The following is a 13,953-nucleotide window of genomic DNA, read 5'->3' on the forward strand; positions in this document are numbered from 1 at the left end:
GCCACGTCCGCCGATGAGTTTCCGGCGGTCGTGCCGTCTACCCCTCGACGAAGGGAGCGCACCATGCGCAAGATCACCGTTTGCACGTTCCTGTCGCTGGACGGCGTCATGCAGGCCCCGGGCGGCCCGGACGAGGACGCCGAGAGCGGCTTCGAGCACGGCGGCTGGCAGAAGCCGGTGTCCGACGACGAGGTCGGCGCGGCCATCGCCGGCTGGTACGAGCACTCCGACGCGATGCTGCTCGGCCGCAAGACGTACGAGATCTTCGCCTCGTACTGGCCGACCGCCGATCCCGGCAACCCGTTCACCGACCGGATGAACGGCATGCACAAGTACGTGGCGTCCCGGACCCTGACGTCCGTCGAGTGGCAGAACTCCACGCTGCTGGAGGGCGACATCGCCGATGCCGTACGCAAGCTGAAGGCCTCCGACGGCGGCAACATCAACGTTGTCGGCAGCGGCGACCTCGCCCAGACCCTCATGCGGCACGGCCTCGTCGACGAGTACCGGCTGACCATCCACCCGGTGATCATCGGCACCGGCAAGCGGCTGTTCGCCGACGGAGCGATCCCCACCGCGCTGGAGCCGGTCAGCGTCTCGACGACGAAGGGCGGCACCGTCGTCGGCGTCTACCGGGTCAATGGTGAGCCGGGCTACGACAGTTACTGAGGAGCCGGAGCCCGGTTCAGGCAGCCCTGCGGCCCCTCTCCTCGTGCGCCCGGATGACGTCCGCGTACCGGTACCCCGTGCCCTTGATCGTGCGCCGCTGCGTCTCGTAGTCGACGTGGACCAGGCCGAAGCGCTTGTCGTAGCCGTAGGCCCACTCGAAGTTGTCCAGCAGGGACCAGGCGAAGTAGCCGGCCAGCGGGGCGCCCTTGCGGGCGGCGGACGCGCAGGCGGCGAGGTGGTCGATCAGGTACCGCTGGCGTGCCGGGTCGTCGACCGTGCCGTCGGGGCGTACGACGTCGGGGTAGGCGGAGCCGTTCTCGGTGACGTAGAGCTTGCGGGCGCCGTACTCGTTCGTGAGGCGGAGCAGGAGGGTCTCGATGCCCTGCGCGTCGATCTCCCAGTCCATGCCGGTGCGGGGCACGCCGGGGCGGGCGACCTGACGGGCCCGGGGCGCCGGTCCGGTGGGGTCGTCGGCGACGGTGACCGGCATGTAGTAGTTGAGGCCGAGCCAGTCCAGGGGGGCGGCGATCACCGCCAAGTCGCCCTCGCATGCCGGGAGTTCGACGCCGTAGACCTCCCGCATGTCCGCCGGGAAGCCGCGGCCGTGGACCGGGTCGAGCCACCAGCGGTTGGTGTGGCCGTCCATGCGGCGGGCGGCGTCGAGGTCCTCCGGGCGGTCGGTGGCCGCGTGGACCGTGGAGAGGTTGGTGACAAGGCCGACCTCGGCGGACGGGGACGCGGCGCGGATCGCCTGGGTGGCGAGGCCGTGGCCGAGGAGCAGGTGGTAGGAGGCGCGGACGGCGGCCGTGAGGTCGGTCAGGCCGGGGGCCATCTTCCCCTCCAGGTGGCCGATCCAGGCCGAGCACAGAGGCTCGTTGAGCGTGGTCCAGTGGTGCACCCGGTCCCCCAGCCGCCCGGCCACGACCGAGGCGTACGCCGCGAAGTGCTCGGCGGTCTCGCGTGCGGGCCAGCCGCCGCGGTCCTGGAGCACCTGGGGCAGGTCCCAGTGGTAGAGGGTGACGGACGGGGTGATGCCGGCTTCCAGCAGGGCGTCGATCAACTGGTCGTAGAAGTCGAGGCCCTTGGGGTTGACCGGGCCGTCCCCGCCCGGGACCACGCGCGGCCAGGCGACGGACAGGCGGTAGGCGTTGGTGCCGAGCCTGCGCATCAGGTCGATGTCCTCGCGCCAGCGGTGGTAGTGGTCGCAGGCGACGTCGCCGGTGTCGCCGCCCGCGACCTTGCCCGGGGTGTGCGAGAAGGTGTCCCAGATCGACGGCGAGCGGCCGTCCTCCGACACGGCTCCCTCGATCTGGTAGGCCGCCGTGGCCGTGCCCCACAGGAAGTCGTGCGGGAGTGCGGCGAGGTCGATGGTCACGAAAGTCCTTTCACGGTCGGTCACTTGACGGCGCCCGCCGTCAGCCCGGCGACGAGATAGCGCTGGAGCAGCAGGAACCCGGCGACCACGGGGACGCTGACGACCAGCGAGGCGGCCATGATCTGGTTCCAGTACACGTTGTTGAGCGTGGAGTAGCCCTGGAGGCCGACGGCGAGGGTGCGGGTGGTGTCGTTGGTCATCACCGACGCGAAGAGGACCTCGCCCCAGGCGGTCATGAAGGCGTAGACGGCGACCGCGACGATCCCGGGGATCGCGGCCGGCACGACGACCCGGAACAGCGCGCCGAACGGCCCGCAGCCGTCCACCAGCGCGGCCTCGTCCAGATCGCGCGGCACCGAGTCGAAGTACCCGATCAGCATCCAGATCGAGAACGGCAGGGAGAAGGTCAGATACGTCAGGATCAGCCCGCCCCGCGAGCCGAACAGGGCGATCCCGGTGGCGTTGCCGATGTTGACGTAGATCAGGAAGAGCGGGAGGAGGAAGAGGATGCCCGGGAACATCTGCGTGGACAGCACGGTGACCGTGAAGACGCGCTTGCCGCGGAACTCGTAGCGGCTGACCGCGTAGGCGGCGAACACCGCGATCACCACCGAGCAGACGGTCGCGGCGCCCGCCACGATCAGCGAGTTCACGAAGTACCGCGCGAGCGGGATCGTGGACCAGATGTCGATGTACGGCCGGACGGTCAGCCGGCTCGGCAGCCAGTGGAACTCGCCCGTGACGTCCGCGAGCGGCTTCAGCGAGCTGGAGACCATGACGTAGACCGGCAGCAGGACGAAGCCGGTGAGCAGGGTGAGGAAGATCCGCCGTGACCAGAAGAACGAGCGCGGTGGCGCCATGGGCGAGCGGGGGCTAGACATCGGCCGGCTTCCTTCCCCGGGAGGTCAGCAGGAGGTAGACGCCCGTCACCACGAGCAGGAACAGCAGCAGGAGTACGGACATGGCGGAGCCGGTGCCGAAGTTCCAGGTGACGAAGGACGCCTGGTAGATGTGGACCGAGATGAGGTCCGCGGCCTCCGGGGCTGACTTGCCGAACAGGACGTACGGCGTGTTGAAGTCGTTGAAGGTCCACAGGAACAGGACCAGGAGCAGCACCTGGTTGACGGGCCGCAGGGACGGGAGCGTGATCCGGCGGATCTGCTGCCATATCCCGGCGCCGTCCAGGGCCGCCGCCTCGTACAGCTCGCCGGGGATGTTCTGGAGTCCGGCCATGACGATGAGGAAGGCGAACGGCCAGCCCTTCCACACCGAGACGGTCAGCAGCGCCCAGAAGCTGTTGTCGCCGATGAGCCAGAAGGACGGCTTGTCGGTGAGGTGGAGCTGGCCGTGCAGGACGTGGTTCACCAGGCCGTTGTCGTGCTGGAACATGAACACCCAGGTGATGACGGCCGCGTAGACCGGCAGGGCGTACGGCACCAGGAACAGGGCGCGCAGCAGGCCGCGGCCGCGGAAGGTGTCCTGAAGGTAGACCGCCGCCGCGGTGCCGAGCAGCCAGCACAGGCCGACCGACAGCAGGGTGAAGACCACGGTGACGAGGAACGAGTGCAGCAGCGCCTCGCCGACCGGGGCGTCGAAGTCCACCGACACCTGGTAGTTGTCGAGGCCGGACCAGGGCGCGGCGCCCCAGTCACGGATGTAGAACTGCGTGAGCTCCTTGAAGCTCATCACGATGCCGATCACCATCGGCACCAGATGGACCAGGAGTTCCAGGAGCAGGGCCGGCAGCAGGAGCAGGTACGGCAGGCCGATGCGGCGGATCCTTCCGGGGCGGCGGCGGGGACCGGGCTTCGCCGCCCCGGAAGAGTTCTCGCGCACGACGGCCTCCGCGGGCGCGGTGGTGGTCATCGTGCTCACTTCGCCGGCATCTGCTGCTGGGCCTTCTCCAGCGCCGCCTTCACCGACTCGGTGGTGACCGCGCGTCCCGCGGCCGCGTCGGCGAAGAGGTCCTTGACGGCGGTCCCCACGGCCGTCTCGAACTGCGATTCGTCGGCGACCTGGGGCAGGGCGGCCGCGCTGGTGGCGAGGGTGTTCTTGAGGACCGCGTTGGGGCCCGAGCTGAAGGTGGAGTCCTCCTGGACGCTCTTCACCGGCGGGATGGAGCTGTAGGCGGTGTTGAGGATCTTCTGTTCGGCGTCGCCGGTCATGAACTTCACGAACTTCTTGGCGCCGTCGATGTTGTCGGTGTTCTTGAAGACGGCCAGGTTGATGCCCATGACGGCCGAGTTGACCTGGGTGCCGGCGCCCGGGGTGCCGGACTGCACGGGCACGGGGGCGATGCCGTACTTGTCCGCGCTCATGCCCTGGGACTCCAGGTTGGAGGACGCGGACTGCCACAGCAGCATGGCCTGCTTGCCCTTGGCGAAGTCGCTCACCGACTGGTTCTGGGCGTACTCGGCGTCGCCGGTCGGGATGACCTTGTCCTTGGCCATGAGGTCGACGTACTGCTTGACCGCGGCCACGACGTTGTCGTTCGTGAAGTCGGGCTTGCCGTCGGAGGTGAAGAAGTCGCCGCCGTGCTGCTTGGCGAAGACGAAGACGTGGTGGATGTTCTCCGAGAGGTTTGCGCCCTCCGCGCCGAGCGCGGACTTGCCCTTGGCCTGGATCTTCTTGCCGTCGGCGATCAGTTCGGCCCAGGTCGCCGGCGGCTCGGTGATGCCGGCGTCGGCGAAGATCTCCTTGTTGTAGTAGAGGGCGTAGGACATCGAGTAGAGCGGGACCGCGGCCGGGTCCTGGCCCTGGGCGCCGGTGGAGCCGAGCGCGGAATCGACGAAGCGGTCCCTGCCGCCGATCGCGGCGAAGTTCTTGGCGTTCCAGGGCAGCAGCGCGCCGGTGGCCTGGAGGGAGGCGCTCCAGGTGTTGCCGATGTTGAGGACGTCGGGGCCCTGGCCCGAGGTGGTCGCGGTGAGGATCCGGTTGAGGAGGTCGGACCAGGGCACGACCTCGACCTTGACCTTGATGCCGGTCTGCTTCTCGAACTTGTCGAGTTCGGGCTGGAGGACCTTCTTGTCGACCTCGATGCTGGCGCCCTGGTTGGAGGCCCAGTAGGTCAGGGTCTTCGGTGAGTCGTTGGACCCGCCGTTCGTCGACGAGCCGCCGCCACAGGCGGTCACGAGAGTCAGGAGGGAAACGGTGACCGCACCGGCGGCCGCGGCTCGGGTTCTGCGCATGGCTCTGGAGTCCCTTCCAGGGAGAGACCCCGGGTGCGTTCGCTTCCCGAACACCACCCCGGAGTTAATTTATGGCGTGATTTAAGACGCGAAGGAAAGTCGCGTCAAGAGTCGGCGCAGCGGTATCTTGCAGGTCGAGGCGGCGTCGGAAGGGATCCACATGGCGGGGCGGAACGGGCGGACGGTGCGTGACCTGCGACGGGGCAATCGGACCGCCGTACTGCAACGGTTGTATTTCGACGGGCCCATGAGCCGCTTCGAACTGGCCCCGGCCACCGGTCTGAGCGGCGGCTCCATCAGCAACGTGGTCGCGGAACTGGTCGAGGACGGCCTGGTCGAGGAGGCCGGCACCGTCGAGTCCGACGGCGGCCGCCCCCGCACCCTGCTGCGCGTCGCGCCCACCGGCGGCCACATGATCGGCGTCGACGTCGGCGAGACCCGCGTCCGCGTCGAGCTCTTCGACCTCGCCCTCACCGAACTCGCCCGCACCGAACGGCCCCTGGAGCATCACGGCTACGACGTCGAGGTGATCGTCGGCCACATCCGCGACGGCATCGCGGAGGTCCTCGCCGACACGGACATCGCCCCCGGACACCTGCTGGGCGTGGGCATCGGCGTCCCCGGCATCGTGGCCCGCACTCCGGAGCAGGGCGCGGTCGTTCACGGCCAGACGATCGGCTGGGACGCCGTCCCGCTGGAGTCCCTGCTGCGTTCGACCTGTGAACTCCCCGACTCCGTCCCGTACTTCATCGACAACGGCGCCCGCACGCTGGGCCAGGCCGAGCTGTGGTTCGGGGCCGGCCGGGGCTCCCGCAACGCGGTCGTCGTCCTCTTCGGCTCGGGCATCGGCGCCTGTCTCGTCACCGAGGGGGTGGAGTACGGCCGGCCCCTGGAGTGGGGCCATGTGACCGTGCGGGTGAGGGGACGCCGCTGCCGCTGCGGCGCGCTGGGCTGTCTGGAGGCGTACGCGGGAGCGGGGGCGCTCGTCGACCGCTGGCGCGAGGCGGGCGGCCACCCGCCCGAGGGCACCGACGAGGAGACCGCGCTGGTCGCGCTGCTCGCCGCCGACGACCCGGCGGCCCTCGCCGTCCTGGAGGAGACGGCCGAGTACGTCGGCGCCGGCCTGTCCGACCTGGTCAACCTCTTTCAGCCCGAACGCATCCTCATCGGCGGCTGGGCGGGCCTCCAGCTCGGCCCCCGTCTCCTGCCCGCCGTACGCCGGTACGCCGACGCCTACGCCCTGCGCCACCCCGCCGACCGCGTCTCCATCGACCTCGGCCGACTCGGCCCGGACGCGGTCACGGTCGGCGCGGCAAGCCTGCCCCTGGCCGACCTCTTCGCCCGTGGCGGGCGGCCCGCAGCACGCGGCCGTGACCGCGAGAGCGCGACCGGCTGACCCGGCCGGAAGGGGGGTCCCTCCCGGCCCGGTCCCGTCAGGCCACCGGGTCGAGGAACGTCAGCACGGAGGCGGTCTCCTCGATCAGCGGGGTGAGCGCGGCGTTGAAGGGGCCGCCGTACGGGGCGTTCAGGTGCGCCTGGAAGGCGTCCTCGTCCCGGTACACCTCGAAGATCCAGAAGGCGCGGGGGTGCGAGGCCTTGGTGTAGACGTCGAAGGCGAGGTTGCCCTCCTCCGCACGCACCTTGCCGGCGTACTCCACGATCATGCGGGCCACCTCGTCCTGAGCTCCCTCACGGGCGGTGAACTCGGCGAGCAGGGTCTTCTTCACGGTTTCGTGTCCTTGTCAGTCGCGGTAGGAGCCGAGGTGCCGGACGCGTGCGCGGTCCAGCCTCACCGAGCCGTTCTCGGCGAAGACCTGCACCCCCTGGCTGTCGGGGTCGGGGAAGATCTGGTCGGTGATCACGGCCTCGCCGCTGCCGCCGAAGACCTCGACGGAGGACCAGTCGACGAGGATCCGCAGCGTGACCCTGCCGTTCTCGGCCTTGAGCGGCGCCCGCTGGACGCCGGGGAAGGCGCTGCTGAAGTCCGAGGCGCCGGAGCGGGTCCGGTCGACGTACAGCTCCTCGGTCGTGGTGTCGTAGCCGATGACGGTCTCCTCTCCCCCGGCGCCGGTGCGCACCTTGATGCCGAAGCGTTCGGCGTCCCGGAGGGAGAAGGTGGCCTCGATGTCGAGTGCCTTGCCCCGCCCGTTCGGGCCGGTCAGCGGCTGTGAGGCGCTGGTGACGGTGACACCGGTCGCCGTCGCCGCGGGCCCCTCGCGCAGGGAGGCCAGGCCGGCCACCGGTTCGCTGGTCAGGCGCACACGGCCGTCCACGGTGCGCAGTGCCATCCGGCGCGGGACGCTCTGTGCGCCGCGCCAGGGCGAGGTCGGAAGGGAGCCGCCGTACTCCCAGTCGTTCATCCAGCCGATCATGTACCGCTCGCCCCCCGGGGCGTCCTCCCAGGACACGGCCGCGTAGTAGTCCTTGCCGTAGTCGGCCCAGTCGGCGCGCTGCACGACGGACTTCGCGGGAGCGGCCGCGGTGGTGAACCGGTCGGCCATGATGTGGCCCCAGCCGCCGGTGTTGTTGTCGACGATCTGGATCCGGGCCTGCCTGCCCGCGTAGGGGCGCAGGTCGAAGGAGGCCCAGTCCAGGGTCTCGCTGTCGGAACCGGTGGCGCTGCGGACGACCTCACCGTCGACGAGCAGGTTGACGGAGGTCTCCCGGGAGACGGGCCGGGCCCGGGTGTCGGACAGCACGACGTGGTCGACGTTGAGGTGCCCCCAGCCGCCGGTGTTGTCGTCGACGATCCTGATCCGCGCCTTCTTCCCGGCGAGGTCGCGCACGTCCCAGGAAGCCCAGTTCAGTGCCTCGGCGTCGCTTCCGGTGGCGCTGCGCACGACCTGCCCGTCGACGACGAGCTCCATCGCGGTCGGCTGGTCCGAGCCGGCCGGGTGGTTGCCGCCGCCGATGAGGAAGTCGACGTAGTCCTTGTCGAGGGTGAACTCGGGTGAGGTGAGGGTGCCGGTCGTGGCGTCGCCGTTCAGGTAGCTGTTGACCAGGCCGTCGCCCAGCCAGCCGGTGACCTCCTGCTGGCCGGGGAGGGTGCCGGTGGCCGGTGCGGTGCCGAAGGCGTCGCCGGTCGTCGTCCAGTCGCCGTAGGTGCCGTTCTCGAAGTCGGCGAGGACCGTTCCCTGCGGTGTGACTTCCCGTTCCGGCACGGTCCCGTCCTGGTGCGGGTGGTTGCCGCCGCCGACCTTGAAGTTCAGATAGCGGCTCGCGACCGTGAAGGGCTGCGAGGTGAGGGTGCCGGTCGCGGAGTCACCGCCGTGGAAGCTGTCGGCGAAGCCCTTGCCGTCGTATCCGGTGACCGCTCCCTGCCCGTCCAGCGCACCGGTCGCCGGTGTCTCGCCGAACGCCGTCCCGGTGGTCGTCCACGGGTCGAATCCGGTGCCCTCGAAGTCCTGGACGACCGTGCCGGCGGGCGGGGTGTAGCCGCCCTTGTCGTCGGCGGTGAACTTCTTGCCGTCGAAGTCGCCCACGAAGTACTGGGCACCCGAACCGCCCGCAATACCACCGGGGTTGATGTTGACGACGAGGACCCACTTGATCTTCTTCGGGTCCCCGTCGACCGCGAGGGGGAACAGGTCGGGGCACTCCCACACCCCGCCAGTCGCGCCCGCCGGACCGAACTCGCTGAGCAGGTCCCAGTCCTTGAGGTTCTTGGACGAGTAGAACCGCACCTTGTGCTCGGCGGACAGCGACACCGTCATCAGCCAGCTCTGGGTGGCCGCATACCACTGCACCTTCGGGTCGCGGAAGTCCTTCGAGCCGATGTCGATGACCGGATTGCCCCGGTACTTGGTCCAGGTACGGCCGCGGTCGGTGCTGTAGGCGAGCGACTGGGCCTGGGTGCCCGTGCTCTTGTCGTGGCTGGTGTAGATCGCCACCATGGGCGGGTTCTTCCTGGTGCCGAACCCGGTCGTGTTGTTCCGGTCGACGACCGCGCTGCCGGAGAACACCATCTCCTTGTCGTCGTGCGACAGGGCGAGCGGCAGCTCCTTCCAGTGCACGAGGTCCTTGCTGACCGCGTGCCCCCAGGACATGTCTCCCCAGGAGTTGCCGCTCGGGTTGTACTGGTAGAAGAGGTGGTATTCGCCCTGGTAGTACACGAGGCCGTTGGGGTCGTTCATCCAGTTCTGCTGCGGTGTGAAGTGGAACTGGGGGCGGTAGGTCTCGGTGTACGACCGGGTGCCGGCCGCGGCGGCCTGCGGGGCGAGCGGGGTCGCGGACAGGGCGCAGACGGTCGCCGCCGCCGCGATCATCCGTATGCGGGCATGCCGGGATACACGTCCAGAAGTCATGGGTCTCCTGTGGTGGTGACGCCCTGGGACCGGCGCTGTCCTCCGCGGCGCCGACAAGGAATGTCAGCGTTGACTTATGTCATCGTTGACACCGGCCTGATGATGAATGCAATCCGCACGGCTCGTCAACGGTTCGGGCACGAAGCGGGCGGCTGACTCATCGTTGCGGACTTGTGACAGGCGCGGGGCATTGACGTTGCCGGGAGACGGGGTCATCATCCTCGGCAGTGTCAACGATGACATAAGTCAACGATGACACCTAGGGACGGCATGCTCCGATGCCGTCGCTCGCCCGCAATCCCGCTGGAGTCGTTCATGTCTCGCACCCCTCGACTGCCTTCCTCCCTGCTCAGAGTCGCCGCGTGCACGTCGGTCGCGGCCCTCGCCCTGACGGCCTGCGGTTCCGGCTCCGGATCGGGCTCCACGAGCTCCGGATCGGGCACGGTGAAGGTCGGGCTGATCACCAAGACCGACACCAACCCGTTCTTCGTGAAGATGAAGGAGGGCGCGGAGAAGGCCGCCAAGCAGGACGGCGTCCAGCTCATGACCGCGGCGGGCAAGTTCGACGGCGACAACGCCGGTCAGGTGACCGCCATCGAGAACATGGTCGCCGCCGGTGTGAAGGGCATCCTGATCACCCCGAGCGACTCCAAGGCGATCGTGCCCGCGATAGCGAAGGCCAAGGCCAAGGGCGTGCTGGTCATCGCCCTGGACACGCCGACCGAGCCGGAGAGCGCGGTCGACGCGCTCTTCGCCACCGACAACCTCAAGGCCGGCGAGCTGATCGGCGAGTACGCCAAGGCCGCGATGAAGGGCAAGACGGCGAAGATCGCCGCCCTCGACCTCGCGCCCGGTGTCTCCGTCGGCGTCCAGCGGCACAACGGGTTCCTCAAGGGCTTCGGCGCCACCGAGAAGGACGTGGCGTGCGCCCAGGACACGGGCGGCGACCAGGCCAAGGGCCAGACGGCGATGGAGAACTGCCTCCAGAAGGAACCCGGCATCAACCTCGTCTACACCATCAACGAGCCGGCCGCCCTGGGCGCGTACACCGCGCTGAAGGCCAAGGGCCGGGAGAAGGACGTCCTGATCGTCTCCGTCGACGGCGGCTGCACCGGCACCCAGGCCGTCAAGGACGGCAAGATCGCGGCCACGTCGCAGCAGTACCCGCTGAAGATGGCCGCCGAGGGCGTCAAGGCCGTCGTGTCGTACGCCAAGGACGGCAAGAAGGCGTCCGGTTACACCGACACCGGCGTCACCCTGATCACCGACAAGGCCCAGACGGGCGTCGCGTCCAAGGACACCGCCTTCGGCCTGGAGAACTGCTGGGGCTGAGTCCGGCCCCAGCGGACGTACGACTTCGCCTCTCCCCCAAGCGGGGCGGCCGGCCCCGCTCCTCCCCGACCCGGGGACGGCCGCCCCCGTGTCCCACCAGGACTTCTGTCTTCCGACAAGGACTTCGCATGACCGCCACGTCCACGCCTCCGAGCACCTCATCGCCGTACGCCGAGCTCAAAGCGCCGACCACGGCCCGCAGGCTGATCACGGCGCCGACCACCGGCCCGCTCGTCGCCCTCCTTCTCGCCTGTGTCTTCTTCGCCGTCTCCTCCGACCAGTTCCTCACCGGCGGGAACTTCTCGCTGATCGTGCAGCAGGTCATGGTCGTCGGCACCCTCGCCATCGGCCAGACCCTGATCATCCTCACCGCGGGCATCGACCTGTCGTGCGGCGCGGTGATGGCGTTCGGCAGCATCGTGATCGCCAAGATGGCCGCCGAGGGCTCACTGCCCCCGCTGGTCGCCATCGCGCTGGGCCTGGTCGTCTGCGGAGGCTTCGGTCTGGTGAACGGGCTGCTGGTGCAGAAGATCCCGCTGCCGCCGTTCATCGTCACCCTCGGCATGCTCAACGTGGCGTTCGCGCTGACCCACATCTACTCCGAGGAGCAGACGGTCACCAACCTGCCCGGCCCGCTGACGGCCCTGGGGCAGACCTTCCCGATGGGCCACACCGACATCACCTACGGCTCCCTCGTCACCATCGCCCTGTTCCTGCTGCTCGCCTACGCGTTGAGCAGCACCGGCTGGGGCCGGCACGTCTACGCCCTGGGCAACAGCCCGGAAGCCGCGCGGCTGAACGGCATCCGCACCTCCCGCCTGACCATCGGCGTCTACACCGTCGCCGGTCTCCTCTACGGCGTCGCCGCCCTGCTCCTCATCTCCCGCACCGGAGTCGGCGACCCGCAGGCCGGACAGACCGACAACCTCGACAGCATCACGGCCGTGGTCCTCGGCGGCACCAGCCTCTTCGGCGGCCGCGGTTCGGTCCTCGGCACCTTCATCGGCGTCCTGATCGTCGGGGTCTTCCGCAACGGGCTCCAACTGATGGGCGTCGCCTCGATCTACCAGACCCTGATCACCGGAGTCCTGGTCATCCTCGCGGTGACCGTCGACCAGATCTCCCGGAAGAAGGCCCGATGACCGCCCTCGACTCCCCCACCCCGATCCTCCAGGCCCGCGGTCTCGTCAAGCGCTACGGCCAGGTCACCGCCATCGACGGCGCCGACTTCGACCTGCTGCCCGGCGAGGTGCTCGCCGTGATCGGCGACAACGGCGCCGGAAAGACCAGCCTCATCAAGGCACTTACCGGTGCGGTGACGCCCGACGCGGGCGAGATCCGCCTCAACGGCGAGCCCATCCAGTTCTCCGGACCGCAGAGTGCCCGCGCCCACGGTATCGAGACGGTCTATCAGGACCTGGCTGTGGCGGCCTCGATGGACATCGCCTCGAACGTGTTCCTCGGCCGCGAGCTGCGCCGGCCCGGTGTCCTCGGCAGTGTCTTCCGCATGCTCGACAAGAAGCGCATGCGCCAGGAGGCCGCCGAGCACATGGCCGACCTGAAGATCGGACTGCGCTCGCTGACCCAGTCGGTCGAGACCCTCTCCGGGGGCCAGCGGCAGGCCGTGGCGGTCGCCCGTTCCGTCGCCTGGGCCCGCAGTGTCGTCGTCATGGACGAACCCACCGCCGCGCTCGGCGTCAAGGAGTCCGGGCAGGTCCTCGACCTCATCCGGCGGGTCCGGGACAAGGGCATGCCGGTCGTTCTGATCAGCCACAACATGCCGCACGTCTTCGAGATCGCCGACCGGATCCATGTGCACCGGCTGGGCCGGCGGGCCGCCCTGATCAAGCCCTCCGACTACTCCATGGCGGAGGTCGTCGCCATCATGACGGGCGCGCTCACCGTCGATGACGCCGGAGGTACTGTCGTAGCGGATTCCGAGGCCGCGAAGGCCGCGGGCGTCCAGGCCACCTGACCACAGCACTCGACACTCGACGGCATCCGGCCGAGGCCGCGGCCGGAACCCGACGAGCACAGGAGACGGTTTCCTCCATGGCAGCGAACCGCCGCCCGACCCTGGCCGACGTCGCCCGCGAAGTGGGCGTCAGTGCCAAGACGGTCTCCCGCGTTCTCAACGAGGACGGGCCCGCGTCGGCCGAGACCAGGGAGCAAGTGCTGGCCGCCGTGGCCAAACTCGGCTTCCAGCCGAACCTGATGGCGCGCAACATCCGCGTCGGCGGGCCCGACACCACCATCGGTCTGGTCGTCCCCGACCTCGGCAACCCGTTCTTCGGAGCGGTGGCCCGCAGTATCGAGGACACGGTCCGCGACCGCGGACTGACCCTGCTCATGGGCTCCTCGGCCGACGACCCGGACCGGGAACGCGCCCTGACGGACAAGTTCCTCTCCCGCCGCGTCAGCATCCTGCTGGTCGTGCCGTCCGTGGGCGCCGACCACTCCCACCTCAAGACCCACCGCGCCACGGGGCTGCCCGTCGTGTTCATCGACCGGCCCGGAGCGGGCCTGGCCGCCGACAGCGTCGTCAGCTCCAACCGCACCGGCGCCCACGACGGTGTCGCCCACCTGATCGCCCACGGCCACCGCCGGATCGGCTTCGTCGGTGACCTGCCGGTCAAGCTCTACACCCGCCGTGAGCGCTTCGCCGGGTACCGGGAGGCACTTGAGCGGGCCGGCCTGCCCTACGACCGTTCCCTGGTCACCAACGCCCATGACCAGCAAGGGGCTTCGGCCGCGACCTCCCGGCTCCTCGGCCTGGCCGATCCCCCCACGGCCCTGTTCGCCGGCAACAACATCGTCGCCCTGGGGATAGTGGCCGAACTCGCCCGCAGCAGACGCAAGGACGTCGCCGTCGTCTCCTTCGACGACGTCCCGCTCGCCGAGGCGCTCGAACCGGCCCTGACCGTCGTCGCCCAGGTCCCCGAGGAGATCGGCAGTACGGCGGCGACCACGGCGCTGTCCCGCCTCGACGGCGACCGCACCCGGGCCCGGACCATCACCGTGCCGACACGGCTGATCGTGCGCGGCTCGGGCGAGCGGCCCGCCCCCCGGTTGCAACGGGCCTGAC

At 69.6% G+C, this 13,953-nt stretch carries 12 protein-coding genes; 6 read left to right on the forward strand and 6 right to left on the reverse strand.

The genetic code is table 11. The features are described from left to right. Nucleotides 1–63: 63 nt before the first annotated feature. A complete protein-coding gene (locus ACZ39I_RS32190; RefSeq protein ID WP_467248459.1) occupies nt 64–669 on the forward strand; it encodes a dihydrofolate reductase family protein in 606 nt (201 codons plus the stop codon). A 16-nt stretch (nt 670–685) separates the two neighbouring features. Here ACZ39I_RS32190 and ACZ39I_RS32195 read toward each other — a convergent pair whose 3' ends face one another. From ACZ39I_RS32195 to ACZ39I_RS32210, 4 genes are read right to left on the reverse strand one after another with little or no spacing between them, the layout of a single operon-like run. Next, nucleotides 686–2,044: a GH1 family beta-glucosidase gene (locus tag ACZ39I_RS32195; protein WP_467248460.1), complete on the reverse strand. Its 1,359-nt coding sequence runs from the start codon at nt 2,042–2,044 to the stop codon at nt 686–688. 20 nt (nt 2,045–2,064) lie between these two features. After that, nucleotides 2,065–2,904 (reverse strand): carbohydrate ABC transporter permease, encoded by an 840-nt coding sequence (locus tag ACZ39I_RS32200; protein WP_365118232.1) that lies wholly within the window; start codon nt 2,902–2,904, stop codon nt 2,065–2,067. A 13-nt stretch (nt 2,905–2,917) separates the two neighbouring features. Then, nucleotides 2,918–3,910: a carbohydrate ABC transporter permease gene (locus ACZ39I_RS32205; RefSeq protein WP_467248461.1), complete on the reverse strand. Its 993-nt coding sequence runs from the start codon at nt 3,908–3,910 to the stop codon at nt 2,918–2,920. Between the two features lie 5 nt (nt 3,911–3,915). Further along, the gene (locus ACZ39I_RS32210; RefSeq protein WP_467248462.1) at nt 3,916–5,232 is read right to left on the reverse strand and encodes an extracellular solute-binding protein; all 1,317 of its coding nucleotides are present in this window, start codon (nt 5,230–5,232) and stop codon (nt 3,916–3,918) included. A 160-nt stretch (nt 5,233–5,392) separates the two neighbouring features. Between ACZ39I_RS32210 and ACZ39I_RS32215 the strand changes: the two genes are divergently transcribed. Continuing rightward, entirely contained in the window at nt 5,393–6,628 is a 1,236-nt protein-coding gene (locus tag ACZ39I_RS32215; RefSeq protein WP_467248463.1) for an ROK family transcriptional regulator, read from the forward strand. 37 nt (nt 6,629–6,665) lie between these two features. Here the strand turns inward: ACZ39I_RS32215 and ACZ39I_RS32220 are convergent, their stop codons facing one another. Then, the gene (locus ACZ39I_RS32220; protein ID WP_451475365.1) at nt 6,666–6,959 is read right to left on the reverse strand and encodes a putative quinol monooxygenase; all 294 of its coding nucleotides are present in this window, start codon (nt 6,957–6,959) and stop codon (nt 6,666–6,668) included. Nucleotides 6,960–6,974: 15 nt separating this feature from the next. Continuing rightward, nucleotides 6,975–9,536 carry a GH32 C-terminal domain-containing protein gene (locus tag ACZ39I_RS32225; protein WP_467248464.1) on the reverse strand — a complete coding sequence of 854 codons (2,562 nt, stop codon included), beginning with the start codon at nt 9,534–9,536 and terminating at the stop codon, nt 6,975–6,977. Between the two features lie 315 nt (nt 9,537–9,851). Between ACZ39I_RS32225 and ACZ39I_RS32230 the strand changes: the two genes are divergently transcribed. The 4 genes from ACZ39I_RS32230 (at nt 9,852) to ACZ39I_RS32245 (ending at nt 13,952) form a co-directional block, all read left to right on the forward strand. Then, entirely contained in the window at nt 9,852–10,868 is a 1,017-nt protein-coding gene (locus ACZ39I_RS32230; RefSeq protein WP_352390749.1) for a sugar ABC transporter substrate-binding protein, read from the forward strand. A 128-nt stretch (nt 10,869–10,996) separates the two neighbouring features. After that, the gene (locus ACZ39I_RS32235; RefSeq protein ID WP_467248465.1) at nt 10,997–12,010 is read left to right on the forward strand and encodes an ABC transporter permease; all 1,014 of its coding nucleotides are present in this window, start codon (nt 10,997–10,999) and stop codon (nt 12,008–12,010) included. Further along, nucleotides 12,007–12,843: an ATP-binding cassette domain-containing protein gene (locus ACZ39I_RS32240; RefSeq protein WP_057608088.1), complete on the forward strand. Its 837-nt coding sequence runs from the start codon at nt 12,007–12,009 to the stop codon at nt 12,841–12,843. Before ACZ39I_RS32235 ends, ACZ39I_RS32240 begins: the two co-directional genes overlap by 4 nt. A 77-nt stretch (nt 12,844–12,920) precedes the next feature. Further along, a complete protein-coding gene (locus tag ACZ39I_RS32245; protein WP_352390752.1) occupies nt 12,921–13,952 on the forward strand; it encodes a LacI family DNA-binding transcriptional regulator in 1,032 nt (343 codons plus the stop codon). Nucleotide 13,953 lies beyond the last annotated feature (1 nt).

Source organism: Streptomyces sp. NPDC024687, assembly GCF_055559055.1.